This is a genomic window from Rahnella sp. WP5 (assembly GCF_000745615.1).
In the GTDB taxonomy this organism is placed as follows: domain Bacteria; phylum Pseudomonadota; class Gammaproteobacteria; order Enterobacterales; family Enterobacteriaceae; genus Rahnella; species Rahnella aceris.
The window spans coordinates 187868-204609 of the sequence record NZ_JQJR01000006.1 but is presented as its reverse complement, the minus strand read 5'-3'; the positions used below and the strand labels follow the sequence as shown (position 1 = coordinate 204609).

14 protein-coding genes are annotated in these 16742 nt (G+C 51.5%); 5 read left to right on the top strand and 9 right to left on the bottom strand.

Annotated features, from left to right (window positions below; genetic code table 11):
• Nucleotides 1-2: 2 nt before the first annotated feature.
• Both zapD and coaE read right to left on the bottom strand, forming a co-directional pair.
• A complete protein-coding gene (gene zapD / locus EX31_RS03545) occupies nucleotides 3-755 on the bottom strand; it encodes a cell division protein ZapD (protein ID WP_013576998.1) in 753 nt (250 codons plus the stop codon).
• A gap of 25 nt (nucleotides 756-780) precedes the next feature.
• Nucleotides 781-1377 (bottom strand): dephospho-CoA kinase, encoded by a 597-nt coding sequence (gene coaE, locus EX31_RS03540; RefSeq protein ID WP_037033418.1) that lies wholly within the window; start codon nucleotides 1375-1377, stop codon nucleotides 781-783.
• 242 nt (nucleotides 1378-1619) lie between these two features.
• Between coaE and EX31_RS03535 the strand changes: the two genes are divergently transcribed.
• A complete protein-coding gene (locus EX31_RS03535; RefSeq protein WP_037033416.1) occupies nucleotides 1620-2663 on the top strand; it encodes a GMP reductase in 1044 nt (347 codons plus the stop codon).
• A gap of 53 nt (nucleotides 2664-2716) precedes the next feature.
• On the opposite strand, the gene hofC is transcribed toward EX31_RS03535, so the two are convergent.
• The 4 genes from hofC to nadC all read right to left on the bottom strand — a co-directional run bounded on the left by hofC (nucleotide 2717) and on the right by nadC (nucleotide 7061).
• Entirely contained in the window at nucleotides 2717-3937 is a 1221-nt protein-coding gene (gene hofC / locus EX31_RS03530; protein WP_037033414.1) for a protein transport protein HofC, read from the bottom strand.
• The gene (gspE, locus tag EX31_RS03525) at nucleotides 3934-5430 is read right to left on the bottom strand and encodes a type II secretion system protein GspE (protein ID WP_037033412.1); all 1497 of its coding nucleotides are present in this window, start codon (nucleotides 5428-5430) and stop codon (nucleotides 3934-3936) included. The genes hofC and gspE overlap by 4 nt, the downstream gene beginning before the upstream one ends.
• Nucleotides 5430-5876, bottom strand: coding sequence for a prepilin peptidase-dependent pilin (gene ppdD, locus EX31_RS03520; RefSeq protein WP_013576993.1), 447 nt, complete (start codon nucleotides 5874-5876; stop codon nucleotides 5430-5432). Before ppdD ends, gspE begins: the two co-directional genes overlap by 1 nt.
• Before the next feature lie 291 nt (nucleotides 5877-6167).
• Nucleotides 6168-7061, bottom strand: coding sequence for a carboxylating nicotinate-nucleotide diphosphorylase (gene nadC / locus EX31_RS03515; protein ID WP_013576992.1), 894 nt, complete (start codon nucleotides 7059-7061; stop codon nucleotides 6168-6170).
• 94 nt (nucleotides 7062-7155) lie between these two features.
• On the opposite strand from nadC, the gene ampD reads away from it, so the two are divergent.
• Together ampD and ampE are read left to right on the top strand one after the other, a co-directional pair.
• Nucleotides 7156-7728 (top strand): 1,6-anhydro-N-acetylmuramyl-L-alanine amidase AmpD, encoded by a 573-nt coding sequence (ampD, locus tag EX31_RS03510; protein ID WP_013576991.1) that lies wholly within the window; start codon nucleotides 7156-7158, stop codon nucleotides 7726-7728.
• 59 nt (nucleotides 7729-7787) lie between these two features.
• A complete protein-coding gene (ampE, locus tag EX31_RS03505; RefSeq protein WP_013576990.1) occupies nucleotides 7788-8642 on the top strand; it encodes a beta-lactamase regulator AmpE in 855 nt (284 codons plus the stop codon).
• Nucleotides 8643-8713: 71 nt separating this feature from the next.
• On the opposite strand, the gene EX31_RS03500 is transcribed toward ampE, so the two are convergent.
• The 3 genes from EX31_RS03500 to aroP form a co-directional block, all read right to left on the bottom strand.
• Entirely contained in the window at nucleotides 8714-9688 is a 975-nt protein-coding gene (locus tag EX31_RS03500) for a glycoside hydrolase family 43 protein (RefSeq protein WP_037033411.1), read from the bottom strand.
• Nucleotides 9681-11123, bottom strand: coding sequence for a glycoside-pentoside-hexuronide (GPH):cation symporter (locus tag EX31_RS03495; RefSeq protein WP_037033410.1), 1443 nt, complete (start codon nucleotides 11121-11123; stop codon nucleotides 9681-9683). The genes EX31_RS03500 and EX31_RS03495 overlap by 8 nt, the downstream gene beginning before the upstream one ends.
• A gap of 216 nt (nucleotides 11124-11339) precedes the next feature.
• The gene (aroP, locus tag EX31_RS03490) at nucleotides 11340-12710 is read right to left on the bottom strand and encodes an aromatic amino acid transporter AroP (protein ID WP_015690460.1); all 1371 of its coding nucleotides are present in this window, start codon (nucleotides 12708-12710) and stop codon (nucleotides 11340-11342) included.
• A gap of 429 nt (nucleotides 12711-13139) precedes the next feature.
• Between aroP and pdhR the strand changes: the two genes are divergently transcribed.
• Together pdhR and aceE are read left to right on the top strand one after the other, a co-directional pair.
• Complete coding sequence (gene pdhR, locus EX31_RS03485; RefSeq protein ID WP_013576986.1) at nucleotides 13140-13910, top strand: pyruvate dehydrogenase complex transcriptional repressor PdhR; 771 nt, start codon at nucleotides 13140-13142, stop codon at nucleotides 13908-13910.
• 163 nt (nucleotides 13911-14073) lie between these two features.
• Nucleotides 14074-16737 (top strand): pyruvate dehydrogenase (acetyl-transferring), homodimeric type, encoded by a 2664-nt coding sequence (gene aceE / locus EX31_RS03480; protein ID WP_037033409.1) that lies wholly within the window; start codon nucleotides 14074-14076, stop codon nucleotides 16735-16737.
• Nucleotides 16738-16742 lie beyond the last annotated feature (5 nt).

The following is a 16742-nucleotide window of genomic DNA, read 5'->3' as shown; positions in this document are numbered from 1 at the left end:
TCCTAGCAGCAGGCAAGTTCAAAATTCAGTCGCGCGGGAACCACGCCATGTTCGCTGTCGAGGGGTAAAAAGCGAATGGCATAACGGGTTTTATGCCCGGATACTTGCGGGTAAAGCTGATTTTCCATCGAGAGCCGCAATCGTAACAGATCTGCGCCTTCAGCGTTGTCCTGGAAAAAACCATTCAGACTGATTTGATTGCGAAACGCGCCTGACTGGCGGATCAGATCCAGTACCATCATGAGCGAATTATTCAGCGGAGCCAGTGTTTCGAGCCAGTTTTGCACTTCACGATCACGTTGTGATTGTGCCAGATGCAGCCAGATATGCAGTGTCGGCAAATCAAAGCTGCAACACCCGCCGGGGATACTCAGACGCTGGCGAACCAGGGCCATCAGGCGATCTTCCTTCAGCGCTTGCCCTATGCGTGGTGCTTTCATTAACACAGATGCACATTGCTTAAGCTCAGCGCGCAGCCCCTCGATCCTTGCTAAATCAACGCCCGGGACATCTTTCCATTGAGACAATTTTTGCTGCTGGCGTTCAAGCTCTTTCAGTAAATCGGTACGGACTTCACCACGTTCCAGTACATCCAGTAAATCTGAAGCGGTGCGAAAAAATAGCAGAGCAGAAGCAATATCAGTGAGTTGTGCGTTGGAATGCATCTGTTGCAACAAAAATTCGATGCGAAGCCAGGTGCGCATTTTCTCATTCAGTGGATGTTCAAAGAGAACGGTTGCAGCTACATCAGTCATGCTTGGCAATATCCTGTCTGTTTACTCACACCGCAAGTTGCAAATAGCGGTGATGTAGTTGGGCAACACGCGGTTCAATTAATTTCGGATCACCGCTGTTATCAATAATGTCATCCGCACAGGCCAGACGTTTTTCACGACTGACCTGTGCAGCAATAATACTTTCAGCCTGCTGGCGGCTGATGCCATCGCGCGACATCGTCCGGGAAAGTTGAATATGTGGCTCAACATCCACCACCAGAACGCGATTTGCTTGCGTCTGTAATCCATTTTCAATCAGCAGCGGTACGACCCAGAGCACGTACGGCGTCTGCGCCTCAGCAATCAAACGTTGTGTTCTGGCATGAATAATGGGGTGTAATAATTTATTAACCCATTCTTTTTCATCAGGATTGCTAAAAATCCGCGCCCGAAGGGCCGGGCGGTTCAGTGAGCCATCAGTGGAAATAATGCTTTCACCAAATCGCTGTCTTAATTCTTCCAGCGCTGGCTCACCTGGAGCAACGACCTGGCGGGCAATCACATCTGCATCGACAATGCTTACGCCATGACGGGCGAAGCTTTCGGAAACGGTACTTTTGCCACTACCGATACCCCCGGTCAATGCAACGATATAGCTCATGCTGGTGCTCTGATAAAATTAGTTAGGTAAATGATAAAGAGATTATGAGTAAGTGCAAGCCGTGGTGTTCTCGGTTTTGATGCGAAAAATTATTAATCTGCACAATCAAAAGTCTGTGATGAAGGTTGTAAAAGCCATCTTGCCGTTGTCATTTTCCTGTGTATGATAAAACCACTGGAAAGGGTGTGTAAAAATTTTTCGTGCACCCTAGCGACCCGTCGCCAAACCAGGACTAACCCGCCATGCGCATTGAAGAAGATTTAAAGTTAGGTTTTAAAGACGTACTCATCCGCCCTAAGCGCTCTACCCTCAAAAGTCGTTCCGAAGTTGAACTGGAGCGCACATTCACATTCAAACACTCAGGTTTTAACTGGACCGGCACCCCGATTATTGCTGCGAATATGGATACCGTCGGCACATTCCGTATGGCGACCGTACTGGCGTCTTTTGGTTTGCTTACGGCCGTGCACAAACATTACACCGTAGAACAGTGGCAGGCATTCGTGACTTCCTCCGATGAATCCGTGCTGCGTAATATCATGGTATCGACCGGGACGTCAGAAGCTGATTTCGTTAAAACCCTGCAAATTCTTGCTTTGTCGCCTCTGCTGAAGTTTGTTTGCCTGGATGTCGCTAATGGTTATTCCGAGCACTTTGTGGGTTTCCTGCAACGTGTACGCGAAGCTTGCCCCGATAAAGTCATTTGTGCAGGCAACGTGGTGACCGGTGAAATGGTGGAAGAACTTATTCTTTCTGGCGCGGATATTGTAAAAGTCGGCATCGGTCCGGGATCGGTATGTACGACTCGCGTAAAAACCGGCGTGGGATATCCGCAGCTTTCTGCTGTTATCGAATGTGCTGATGCTGCTCACGGTCTGGGCGGACAGATTGTCAGCGACGGCGGCTGTGCTGTTCCGGGTGACGTGGCAAAAGCGTTCGGCGGCGGTGCTGATTTCGTTATGCTTGGCGGGATGCTGGCTGCGCATGACGAGTGTGAAGGCACGGTCGTTGAAGAGAATAGCGAAAAGTTCATGCTTTTCTACGGTATGAGCTCAGAATCTGCGATGAAACGCCACGTCGGCGGTGTTGCTGAATACCGCGCAGCGGAAGGTAAAACAGTCAAATTGCCTCTGCGTGGTCCGGTTGAAAACACCGTGCGTGACATTCTCGGTGGGCTGCGTTCTGCCTGTACTTACGTCGGTGCAGAGCGCCTGAAAGAACTGACCAAACGTACAACCTTCATCCGCGTTGCGGAACAGGAAAACCGTCTGTTCGGCAGTAAGTAAGGATATGACCACAATGGCGGCGAAACATTTTTCGCCGCTTTTTCCTCTTTGATTTATCCCATAACCGAACCTAGCTGGAAAATTGGCAGATACATCGCAATCACCAGCCCACCGACAATCACCCCCATTACGGCCATGAGTACCGGCTCAATCGTTTGTGACAACGTTTCTGCCAGCGAGTTAGCTTTGTCATGATGCAGATATGCGAGTTTCAGCAGTAACTCGTCCAGAGACCCTGATTCTTCACCGATTTTTATCAGCTGATGACATAAGGTCGGGAACAGTGGCGACTGGACAAAAGCTTTGTGTAACGGTGTTCCTTGCATGATTTGCTCACGTATCTGGTTCAGTGCGGCCTGAAAATGCAGATTGGACATTGATGCAGACGCTGCTGCCAGCCCGGCAATTAACGTCATGCCCGCCTGTTGTGTCATTGCCAGCGTTTGAAATATCTGGCTGAGGCAACTGTCTGTCACCAGTCGTGACGTCAGAGGTAACCTGAGCAGTAACATCTGCTCACGCAGTTGCCAGTGCTTAAGCGGGTGTAACTTCTGCAGATAGCCGAAACAACAAAGCGAAAAAATACCCACCAGCCAGGGGCCGGTGCTGATGAGGGCACCAGAAGCAATGACCAGCATGCGTGTAAACCAGGGGAGTTCGGCATCAAAGGAAGCATAGATTTTGGCAAACTCAGGCAATACTAAAGTCAGCATCAGCAGAGTGACCACGATAGCGATAACGCTGACAATCAGCGGATACCGCAACGCCTTTTTTACTTTGCTTCTTAATTCAGCCTGTTGTTCCTGCTGAGTCGCCAGTTGCAGGCAGCATTTGTCCAGTTGTCCCGTTATCTCACCAATAGAAATTATCTGTCTGTAAATATCAGGAAATACATCGGGATAATGATTCAGTGTTACCGACAGCGGTTTTCCTTCGCGAACGCCTTTCGCAACATTTGACAGTACACAATGCCACGCGGGTTTCGGGTGCTCGTTGGCCAGCAACGTCAGGCTATTGACCAGCGGTAGCCCGGCTTGTAGCAGCGTTGCAAGTTGCCTGACGAATGCAACACGTTCCTGATTTTTCCAGAAACGTCGTCCCAATCGCTGCTTCATTCTGATTTTCAGCGGTTGCAATCCAGCAGCAAAAAGCTGCTGGTAAATGCCGTCCTTACCCACCTCAATGCAGTGATCTTGCTGAAGGCTTCCCAGAGTGTCGATAGCCTGCCAGTGATATAACCGCCAGGACTGAGGCGCGCCGCTGTCAGTTTTCATGTATCCGCGCCTTCACCGGTAACACGATAAAGTTCTTCAAGTGAGGTGATCCCTTGTTCGACCAGCGCCATACCGGCTTCCTGCAACGTTTTCTGCCCTTGTTCGCGGGCAATCTTACTCAACTCATTGACACTTGCCTCTGCCACCAGCGCCTGCTGCAAACCGGGTGTTATGTTCAGCGTTTCATAAATACCGGTGCGCCCGTAATAGCCCGAAAAGCATTGATGGCATCCTGCAGGTAGCCACAACTGCATGTGTCCGCTGCTGCCATCAGCACCTTTTTCGACCAGTGATACATGCGGTTTACGGCAATGCGGGCAGAGTTTTCGTACCAGCCGCTGGGCAATAACCAAACGTAAGCTGGCAGCAATATGAAAACCTTCAATCCCCATCTGTCGCAGGCGGGTCAGTGTTTCGCAAGTGGAATTGGTATGCAGTGTTGAGAGCACCAGATGTCCGGTCTGAGCGGCTTTTACCGCGATTTCGGCCGTTTCTTTATCGCGGATCTCTCCGACCATAATTACATCAGGATCCTGACGTAATAACGCACGCAGGACACTGGCAAAACTGAGGTCTGTTTTGCTGTTAATCTGGGTCTGATTGATGCCACTGACCGGGATCTCAATCGGGTCTTCCACGCTGCAAATATTGCGGGAGATGGCATTAAGATGACGAAGACCACTGTAAAGCGTGACCGTTTTTCCGCTGCCTGTCGGGCCGGTGACCAGAATTAGCCCTTGTGGATGTTTAAGTGCGGCTTTGAAATAGTCCAGATCCCGTGGTGTGAAGCCCAGTTGAGGCATAGAGAGATCCTGCTGAGTCATATGCAGAATGCGCAGCACGATCTTTTCGCCGTGTAAGGTCGGCAGAGAAGATACTCTCATAGAATATCTCTGATTTTGCAGCATGACTGAGAGCTGGCCATCTTGGGGTAACCGTCGCTCAGCGACATTCAGCTGCCCCATAATCTTTAGTCGTGCGCACACGCCCGCTGTCATCGAAAATTCAGGTCCGGGGACTTCCTGCAATACTCCGTCAATTCGCATACGAACCCGGAAACTGTGCTCGTACGGCTCAAAGTGGATATCCGAAGCCCTGCGGGTGATGGCCTGCCTGAGTATCTGATTGAGAGCATTAATGACCGGCGCATCACTCTGATTATTCAGTTCATTGTTTTCATCGGTTTGTGCGGATGCCCACGATTCGTCTGCGGCCGTTTTTTTCTTTATTTCTGAATTTCCTTGCTCCATGACTTGTTCAAGCCGCGTTTGTGGCCAGCGTTCAAGCTGCACTTTTAAGCCAGTGGTAAAGCGCAGTACATTACTTAAGGCATCCGTGTCTGCTTCTGTTTCATGGCATGCAACATGAAGAGTCTGGTTGTCGCGATGCAATACAACGGCTTTGTAGCGCTGACACAGTGCTTCAAGTGACGCTTCGCTTTGCAGGCGATCATTATCGGGCGGAGACTCGGGGCGCAGTGGCATATCACTCATTATGGCGCTCCTGTGGTGTCAAACCGAAAAACGCTTTCGCAAGCTTCAACCATCGAAGTATTACTGGCATTGGTGCAGATTCTGCTCCATGTGATACCGCCCGCCTGATTATCCCGGACCGGTGTCATCACAACGCTGAGACCGTCCAGTGCCTGCTGACCTGTCAGTGAAATTACGCCCGCATTAACCTGAATCTGGCTGACATAACGACTGGTAGCTGCCGCCGGAATTCCCTGACTGCCGGCGCTGCAATTCGTCAGCGCCCCCGTATCGATGACGCACAGTTCGACGCCGGTTTTGTAGGGCACCATAGTTTGCAGCATGTCAGTCATGGCTGCTTTCTGGATATAACTCTGGTAAGCGGGTATGCCGATGGCACTCAGGATCGCAATAATCGCGATCACTACCATCAGTTCAATGAGGGTAAATCCTTGTTGCCGTTTCATGGCGTTCTCCGTTTCGTAAGACTGCGTGGTTGTTTCTCAGGCAGCAAACTAAACGGAGAAAAAGCCTGACTCCAGCGCTATTGCTGGCTTTTCCACGACATCTGCCAGGATAAATATGTATGCCAGCAAGGCAGGCAAAACATATGTGCGATGTCTCGCAACAATAAAGATGAAATGAAAAAGGGGGTGGTGTTCAGAAAGGGTGAATGCGAGGGTAGTGCGGCAAGATGAAATAGATCGCAAGAATTCGTGTTGCCCCTCGAAAGGAATTCAGGGGCAACAGCGCAGCGATTAGCTGAAGCGCATGGAAAGATCCATGGCCCTGACATGCTTGGTCAGCGCGCCGACAGAAATATAATCCACGCCGGTTTCCGCGAATTCGCGTAGCGTTTTTTCCGTCACGTTACCGGAGACTTCAAGTAGCGCACGGCCTGCGGTGAGGGCAACGCCTTCACGCATCATCGGCACGGTGAAGTTATCCAGCATGATAATGTCAGCACCCGCATCCAGCGCCTGCTGAAGTTCATCCATGGATTCGACTTCTACCTCGACGGGCACGTCGGCGTGGATCCATAAGGCGCGTTCTACGGCGGCTTTTATCGAGCCACAGGCAATGATGTGGTTTTCTTTAATCAGAAATGCATCGGCAAGACCAAGGCGGTGGTTGCTTCCGCCACCGCATAACACGGCATATTTCAGTGCCGTACGCAGGCCAGGCAAGGTTTTCCGGGTATCGAGCAACTGAGTTTTTGTGCCCTCAAGGATTTTCACATAGTGATTCACTTCGGTTGCCACACCGGACAGGGTTTGCACGAAGTTAAGAGCGGTGCGCTCACCGGTCAGCAGCATGCGTGCGGAGCCTGAGAGTTCACATAAGGTCTGGTTTTCAGAAACGTGGTCGCCGTCTTTGACATGCCATTTGACGGTGATTTTATCGCCTGCCAGTTGGAGAAAGACTTCGTCCAGCCAGCGCTGTCCGCAGAAAATACCGGCTTCGCGGGTAATGATGGTGGCGTTAGCATTTTTGTCTTGCGGCAACAGTTGAGCAGTTAAGTCATTGTTGGCATTGGCTTCGCCCCCAAGATCCTCACCGAGAGCCTGAGTAACAAGAGAAGGAATATCATTCTGGATACGTTCGAGTAACTGTGCGCGGCGACTTTCACGGCTGTAGCTGCGGGTAGACATACAAATACTCCGAAATGGCGGATAAGAAGGACAAAAAAACATGCTACCCTGTTGCTGTGATAAGTACCACCTGAGCACATCATTGAGGTCTTTGATGCACTTAAAACAAGGCTGGATAACAGAAGCCCGGCAGGTCGTTTCCCCTCATTTTGATCTCCGTCCTGAAGATGAAATTCCCTCATTGCTGGTGATCCATAACATCAGTTTGCCGCCTGGAAAATTCGGCGGTCCTTATATTGATCAATTGTTTACCGGTACACTGAATCCGCAGGATGATCCTTATTTTGAAGGGATCAGTCACTTACGCGTTGCTGCGCATTGTTTAATTCGTCGTGATGGCGAGATTGTGCAATATGTGCCCTTTGATAAACGCGCCTGGCATGCGGGTGTATCCAGCTGGCGGGGGCGTGAGCGCTGTAATGATTTTTCGATTGGTATTGAGCTGGAAGGGACGGATTTTGAGCCTTTTACTGATGCGCAATATCGCAACCTGGTTGCCGTTACTGAGTTGTTAATGAAGCATTATCCCATTAGTCTTGAGGCGATTACCGGACACAGTGATATTGCCCCCGGGCGTAAGACCGATCCCGGCCCTGAATTCGACTGGGCATTTTATCGCAAGCTGTTAGCGCTGCCGGTAGGGCAGAATGACCTTTCTGACCTGTAATTAACCGGTTTTCGGTTTCGTTTTTACGGGTGTGATGTGTTGAGAGAGAGTGACAATCGATGACGTTATTTACTTTGCTCCTGGTGCTGGCTTGGGAACGCTTGTTCAAACTGGGTGAACACTGGCAGTTGGATCATCGGTTTGAGGTGATTTTCCGCCGCGGCCGGCAGGCTTCTCTGGCTAAAACGCTGGTCATTACGATTGTCTGGATGGTGATCATCTGGGCAGTATTGCGCGCAGTGCAGGGGATCTTCTTCGGGGTGCCAACCCTGATTTTCTGGGTGATTTTATGTCTGCTGTGTATTGGCGCTGGCATCAAACGCAAGCATTACCGCGCTTACCTTAAGTCCGCCCGTCAGGGCGATGCTGATGCCTGTAAGGAAATGGCAGAAGAGCTGGCCTTGATCCATGGGTTGCCGACAGATTGCAGCGAAGAAGCCCGGCTGAGAGAGCTGCAAAATGCGCTGCTTTGGATTAACTACCGTTACTATCTCGGGCCGTTGTTCTGGTTCGTGGTTTGTGGGCCTTACGGACCGATAGCGCTGGGCGGTTATGCCGTATTGCGCGGTTACCAGACCTGGCTGGCGCGCCATATGCCGCCGTTGAAACGTTCGCAGTCCGGCGTGGATGCCCTGTTACATATTCTCGACTGGATCCCTGTTCGTCTGGCCGGCGTGGCTTATGCATTGCTTGGTCATGGCGAGAAAGCCTTACCGGCCTGGTTTGCTTCGCTGGGCGATATTCACTCTTCGCAATATCATGTATTAACGCGGCTGGCGCAGTTCTCTCTGGCGCGCGATCCGCATACCGATCCGGTACAGACACCTCGCGCTGCTGTGAGCCTCGCGCGTAAAGTGACGATGATAATCCTGGTGGTTGTTGCGCTGCTGACGATTTACGGCACCTTGATTTAATTCTCTTTTATCATCCGATATTGCATAAAAAAGCCCGGTACATTTTTAGTGTCCGGGCTTTTTGTTTTTTGTCAGTGCTGTTTTTGTAACGTCAGCGGACGGTTATCGGCGGCGGGTTCTCCGAAATCGGGCATGCCATTCTCGTCCCAGCGGAAGGTTTTAATGCGCGTATGCCGGTTCGGGTCGTACAGCGGATCACCCTCAATTTCAGTGTAATTTCGGGCGTGGTATACCAGCACGTCTGCGCCCTGTTCGTTGCGAGTGAAGCTGTTATGTCCCGGCCCGAACTGCCGGTTCTGAGCCTGCGTGGTGAATACCGGACGCTGGGATTTATGCCAGCTCGCCGGATCCATCAGATTGCTGTTGATGTCTGCAGTGAGGAGGCCGATACAGTAATTTTCGTCTGTGGCGCTGGCGGAATAGGTGATGAAAATTTTATCACCGTGTTTGATCACCGCCGGCCCCTCATTAACCCAAAAACCGATGATTTCCCAGTCCAGCTCCGGCTTGCTGAGCATGACGGGCGGTGATTTCAGCGTCCACGGGTTTTCCATTTCAGCCAGATACAAATTGGAGTTTCCGCGAATTTCCGGGTCTTTCTGCGCCCACAGATAATAGCTTTTGCCCTGATGCTCAAAGTGCGTGGCATCGAGCGAGAAGCTGTCGATCGGCGTCTGGATCCGGCCTTTCTCCTGCCATTTCCCTGTGAGCGGATCCGCCTCTTCACACACCAGCGCATACATTCTGTGCTGGAATAAACCGTCAACAATCTCCTGCGAGGGGGCGGCTGCGTAATAGATCACCCACTGTCCGTCGATAAAATGCAACTCCGGTGCCCAGATAAGTGCGCTCATCGGGCCGGTATCAGGTTTATGCCAGACAATGGTGGCAGGCGCGTCGGCAAGCCCTGTCAGCGTTGGCGAGCGGCGGATCTCCAGCCGGTCATATTCAGGCACTGATGCGATAAAGTAATAGTTTCCGTCGCTGTGCAGCCAGATATGCGGATCTGCACGTTGCTCAATCAGCGGGTTGGGATAATTACTCATGTTTCAGCTCCTTGCTGGTCAGTGGGACGCTGAGTGCTTCTGCGTCCTGTGCATTTTTCTCGTCGTGATATTCATTCAGCTCGCGGTAATTACGGCGGCGAATCTCCAGATCTGCCTGAATGGTACGCATGGTTTCGCGATCAACTTTCAGTAAGCGTACAACACCGGCAGTGATGAGGTAGCCCACGCCAGGAATGACAGTGAACAACAACATGATGCCGTTGATGGCATGGTCGCTTTGCTGCGTTGCGCTGGCATTGTAGCCATACGCGGAGAGCAGGAAGCCGACCATCGCGCCCGCTACCGCCAGTCCGCATTTCAGGAAGAACAGGTTACCGGAGAAGCTGATGCCGGTAACACGTTTGCCGGTTTTCCATTCGCCGTAATCGTCAACGTCGGCCATCAGCGACCAGTGCAGCGGGGAAGGGAGCTGGTGCATGATGTTAAGGATGAAGTACGCCACCAGAATAAGCGTGGTGGCGTGCGGGTCGAGGAAATAGAATCCGCAGGAGAAAATGGTCAGGATGATATTGGCCCAGAAGAACACTTTCAGTTTGCAGTATTTATCGGTCAGCGGTTTTGCCAGTGCACTGCCGATCATCATGCCCACCACGCCGAGGCTGATAAACATGCTGGCAAAGGATGTGGATTTTTCCATTACCCAGGTGACGTAATACATAGTGGCTGCCATACGGATAAAGCCCGGGCACACGTTGCAGAACGTCAGCAGCAGGATGCTTACCCACTGGTCGTTTTTCCACACATCTTTCAGGTCAGATTTTAAGGCATGTTTTGACGGTACAGCAGGCTGAATACGTTCTTTTACCGAGCTGAAGCAGAACAGGAACATGAACAGCGCGATGATTGCCATCACCCCCATCGACATCTGATAGCCCTTGGCTTTGTCTGCGCCACCGAAAAAGTCGGCCATCGGCAGTAAGGTGGAAGACAGGATCAGTGTCGCGATCCCTACCATAAAGAAGCGGTAAGACTGGCAGGCAACACGCTCATGCGGATCGGCAGTAATAACGCCGCCCAGCGAGCAGTAGGGGATGTTGATGGCGGTGTAAGTCAGGGACATCAGGAAGTAGGTTACAAACGCATAGATAACTTTGCTGTTGTAACTCCATTCTGGTGTAGTGAACATCAGCACACTGAACAGTACGTATGGCACCGAAACCCATAACAAATACGGGCGGAAACGGCCCCAGCGGGTGGTGGTACGGTCAGCAATCGCGCCCATGATCGGGTCGGTGACGGCATCGATAACACGCACTGATAGCAGCAATACGCCAACCAGTGCCGGGGCTAAACCGAAGATATCTGTGTAAAAATAATTAAGAAACAGCATGATGGCGCCGCCAATCATATTGCAGCCCGCATCCCCCATTCCGTACGCCACTTTCTCTTTGAACGACAGTGCGCCTTCCTTCATGGATGTTCTCTCCGGATTGTGGATAAAAGGATTTTGTTAAAAAACTGTTTGTTAGCCCTGAGTATTGGCCGGAGAAGGGAAGAGGGGTCAGGAGGTAAGAGTCATGAAGATGGACATTTTGGTCATACGGGAGGAAATGTGACGTACCTAACAAAGCGCCCCGGTAAGTCTTCACTTAACCGGGGCGCATTTCCGTTTCAATTTTAAAACGAATACTTAAGCGTTAACGGATTTCCCGCTTTGCTGATTTTTGACCCAGTAACCGATGGCCAGAACTACCAGCCACACCGGGATCAGCCATACGGAGATCGCCATGCCCGGGGTGATAGCCATGATCACCAGAATTGCCGCCATAAACAGCAGGCAGATATAGTTACCCAGCGGATACAGCAGCGCTTTGAACTTAGGTTCCACGCCTTCACGACGTTTCGCCTGACGGAATTTGATGTGCGCCAGACTGATCATCGCCCAGTTGATCACCAGTGCAGACACCACCAGAGCCATCAGCAGACCAAACGCTTCACCCGGCATCAGGTAGTTAATCAGAACACACAGCGCTGTGGTGGCAGCAGAAACGAGGATAGAAGCCACCGGCACGCCGCGCTTGTCGACGTTGAGCAATGCTTTAGGCGCGTTGCCTTGCTGAGCCAGACCAAACAACATGCGGCTGTTGCAGTAAACACAGCTGTTATAAACCGACAGCGCTGCCGTCAGGATCACCACGTTCAGAGCATTCGCTACCAGTGCATCACCCAGGTCATGGAAGATCAGCACAAACGGGCTGGTATCCGGCCCGACACGGGTCCATGGCATCAGGGAAAGCAGGACGGCAAGTGAGCCCACATAGAAAATCAGAATACGGTAGATAACCTGATTGGTCGCTTTAGGAATGCTGGTTTCCGGATTATCCGCTTCAGCAGCAGTAATCCCGACCAGTTCCAGGCCACCGAAAGAGAACATGATGATCGCCATCATCATCACCAGCCCGGTCATGCCATGGGGCAGGAAACCGCCTTGCTCCCACAGGTTGCGAACTGTTGCCTGAGGGCCTGCCGTGTCGCTGAACAGCAGCCAGCCACCGAACAGAATCATCGCCACCACGGCAACCACTTTGATGATCGCAAACCAGAACTCCATCTCGCCAAACACTTTAACGTTAGTCAGGTTGATAGCGTTGATCAGCACGAAGAAAACCGCGGCAGAAGCCCATGTCGGGATTTCTGGCCACCAGAATTGAATATATTTACCGACGGCAGTCAGTTCGGCCATCGCGACCAGAACGTACAGCACCCAGTAATTCCAGCCGGAAGCAAAACCTGCAAATCCGCCCCAGTATTTATAGGCAAAATGACTGAATGAACCGGCAACCGGTTCTTCAACCACCATTTCACCCAACTGACGCATAATTAAGAATGCGATAAAACCCGCAATGGCATAACCGAGAATAATCCCCGGCCCTGCGGACTGAATGACGGAAGCGCTGCCCAGAAACAGCCCTGTACCGACGGCCCCACCTAATGCAATCAACTGAATATGCCGGTTTTTGAGACCGCGCTTCAGCTCATCGCCTTGTTGTTGATCAACCATTTACCTGTCCTCTGTCATTGGGGCAAAACCCATAACATTCTGTGTGTTAGAGAGAATGTAAGGCGATAATTACACTTTTTGTATCTAATTATTTACGGCTGGATTGTGCCTAAAAATCAGGATCATCTACCGTTCGGGCAAGAATAATGTTATGCGGAAAAGTTTGCACGGGGTTTATGCATCATCTGCATAACAAATAGCCAAATTGACTGTAAATTTGTTCAGGATCCATAAAATGTGATCTGAGGCCGGGTAAAAAAGATAAATGATAAAAATTTGTTAAAATGTGCGGGGTCGACGCATTTACTGGGTAGCCATATGGACACAAGGTGAATACTTTGTTACTTTACGGCCACGTTTTTTAAATTGGTATTACCAATTGACTCCGGCAACTTAACAGAGTCGCTACTCGCAGAGAACCGCACATATATGGCTTACAGCAAAATCCGACAGCCTAAGTTATCCGATGTGATCGAGCAGCAACTTGAGTTTCTGATCCTCGAAGGCACCTTGAGACCCGGGGAAAAGCTTCCGCCAGAGCGCGAACTTGCCAAACAGTTTGATGTATCGCGACCTTCTCTCAGAGAGGCAATCCAAAGCCTGGAAGGGAAGGGGCTACTCCTGCGCCGTCAGGGTGGTGGTACTTTCGTACAAAGTAACCTGTGGCAAAGCGTGAGTGATCCGCTGGCTGAGTTACTGGCCGACCATCCTGAATCACAATTCGATCTCCTTGAAACACGACACGCCCTTGAAGGTATCGCTGCGTATTACGCGGCGCTTCGTGGCACAGAGGAAGATCTGCAGCGCATTCGCGATTGTCACGTGGTCATTCAGACCGCACAAGACAGCGGAGATCTGGACGCAGAAGCCGACGCGGTTATGCAGTATCAGGTCGCTGTAACAGAAGCAGCCCATAATGTGGTGCTGCTGCATCTGGTTCGCTGTATGGGGCCGATGCTCGAGAAGAACGTTCGACAGAACTTTGAATTGCTTTACTCACGCCGGGAAATGCTGGCGACGGTAAGCAACCACCGCGCCAGTATTTTCGAGGCGATTGTTGCACGGGAACCAGAAATAGCGCGTGCCGCATCTCACCGTCACCTGGCGTTCATTGAAGAAGTTTTGCTGGATCTCAGCAGGGAACACACCCGGCGGGATCGGTCTTTACGACGGCTCCAGCAACGAAAAGATGAAAGTTAACCATCAGGGTTAATTTTTAGAGCCTTCATTTGAGGGCTCACGGCAACTACATGACGGGCCTGTCTTCGTGCGTTCTCTTAGCGGCGAAGCGCGTTTTAGAAAGAGCGCAGGAAGACAGGCTCCAGATAAACCAACGTATTAGAGACAGATAAGGAAAAGCACCATGTCAGAACGTGTAAATAATGACGTGGATCCGATCGAAACTCGCGACTGGCTACAAGCGATCGAATCGGTCATCCGTGAAGAAGGTGTTGAGCGTGCACAGTTCCTGATCGATCAGGTTCTCAGTGAAGCGCGCAAGGGCGGCGTAAGCGTCGCTGCTGGCGCAGCCAGCCGTAACTACGTCAATACCATCGCTGTTGAAGACGAACCTGAATACCCGGGTAACCTGGAGCTGGAACGTAACATTCGTACTGCTATCCGCTGGAACGCCATCATGACCGTTCTGCGTGCGTCCAAGAAAGACCTGGAACTCGGCGGCCACATGGCTTCCTTCCAGTCTTCTGCGACCGTGTACGAAGTGTGCTTCAACCACTTCTTCCGTGCGCGCAACGAAAAAGACGGCGGCGATCTGGTGTACTTCCAGGGCCACATCTCTCCGGGCGTGTACGCGCGTGCTTTCCTTGAAGGCCGTCTGACTGAAGACCAGATGAACAATTTCCGTCAGGAAGTTCACGGTAAAGGTCTGTCGTCTTATCCGCACCCTAAACTGATGCCTGAATTCTGGCAGTTCCCGACCGTATCCATGGGTCTGGGCCCGATCGGTGCCATCTATCAGGCCAAGTTCCTGAAATATCTGGAACACCGTGGTCTGAAAGACACCTCCGCACAGCGCGTTTACGCATTCCTGGGCGACGGTGAAATGGACGAACCAGAATCCAAAGGGGCGATCACCATCGCGACCCGTGAGAAACTGGATAACCTGTGCTTCATCATCAACTGTAACCTGCAGCGTCTTGATGGCCCTGTCACCGGTAACGGCAAAATCATCAACGAACTCGACGGCATCTTTGCAGGCGCTGGCTGGAACGTGATCAAAGTCATCTGGGGCAGCCGCTGGGATGAACTGCTGCGTAAAGACACCAGCGGTAAACTGATCCAGCTGATGAACGAAACCGTGGATGGCGACTACCAGACCTTCAAGTCCCGCGACGGTAAATACGTTCGTGACCACTTCTTCGGCAAATACCCTGAAACCGCCGCTCTGGTCAAAGATATGACCGACGACGAAATCTGGGCGCTGAACCGTGGCGGCCATGATCCGAAGAAAGTCTTCGCTGCGCTGAACAAAGCACAGAACACCAAAGGTCAGCCGACCGTTATCCTTGCGCATACCATTAAAGGTTATGGCATGGGCGACGCTGCCGAAGGTAAAAACATCGCTCACCAGGTGAAGAAAATGAACATGGATGGCGTGCGCTATATCCGTGATCGTTTTAGCGTGCCAGTAACCGATGAAAATCTGGAAAAACTGCCGTACATCACGCTGGAAAAAGACTCTGCAGAATACAAATACCTGCACGAATGTCGCGCTGCGCTGAAAGGCTACCTGCCGACCCGTCTGCCAAACTTCACTCAGAAGCTGGAAATGCCGAAACTGGAAGACTTCTCACAACTGCTGGAAGAGCAGAAGAAAGAGATCTCTACCACTATCGCTTTCGTCCGTGCACTGAACGTGATGCTGAAAAACGACTCCATTAAAGACCGTCTGGTGCCGATCATCGCCGATGAAGCGCGTACATTCGGTATGGAAGGTCTGTTCCGTCAGATTGGTATTTACAGCCCGAACGGCCAGCAGTACACCCCGCAGGACCGTGAGCAGGTTGCTTACTATAAAGAAGACGAGAAAGGTCAGATCCTGCAGGAAGGTATTAACGAACTGGGTGCCGCGTCTTCATGGCTGGCCGCAGCGACGTCTTACAGCACCAACGATCTGCCAATGATCCCGTTCTACATCTACTACTCCATGTTCGGTTTCCAGCGTATCGGCGACCTGTGCTGGGCAGCGGGTGACCAACAGGCGCGTGGCTTCCTGATCGGCGGTACGTCAGGTCGTACTACCCTGAACGGCGAAGGTCTGCAGCACGAAGATGGTCACAGCCATATTCAGTCTCTGACTATCCCTAACTGTATTTCTTACGACCCGTCTTACGCGTACGAAGTGGCTGTCATCATGCATGACGGTCTGGTGCGTATGTACGGTGAAGCGCAGGAAAACATTTATTACTACATCACCACGCTGAACGAAAACTACCACATGCCAGCCATGCCGGAAGGCGCGGAAGAAGGCATCCGTAAGGGTATCTACAAGCTGGATACGCTGGAAGGCAGCAAAGGGAAAGTGCAGTTGCTGGGCTCCGGTTCCATCCTGCGTCACGTACGTGAAGCGGCAGAGATCTTGTCCAAAGACTACGGCGTAGGTTCTGACGTTTACAGCGTGACCTCCTTCACTGAACTGGCCCGCGATGGTCAGGACTGTGAGCGCTGGAACATGCTGCACCCGACTGAAACCCCACGCGTTCCGTACATCGCCCAGGTGATGAGCGACGCGCCAGCGGTGGCGTCTACTGACTACATGAAACTGTTTGCTGAACAGGTTCGTACATACGTTCCGGCCAGCGATTATCGCGTACTGGGTACGGATGGCTTTGGTCGTTCAGACAGCCGCGAAAATCTGCGTCACCACTTCGAAGTGGATGCGTCTTACGTTGTGGTTGCTGCGCTGGGTGAATTGGCTAAACGCGGCGAAATCGAAACGTCTGTAGTGGCTGAAGCCATTAAGAAATTCGATATCAATCCAGAAAAAGTTAACCCGCGTCTGGCATAAGAGGT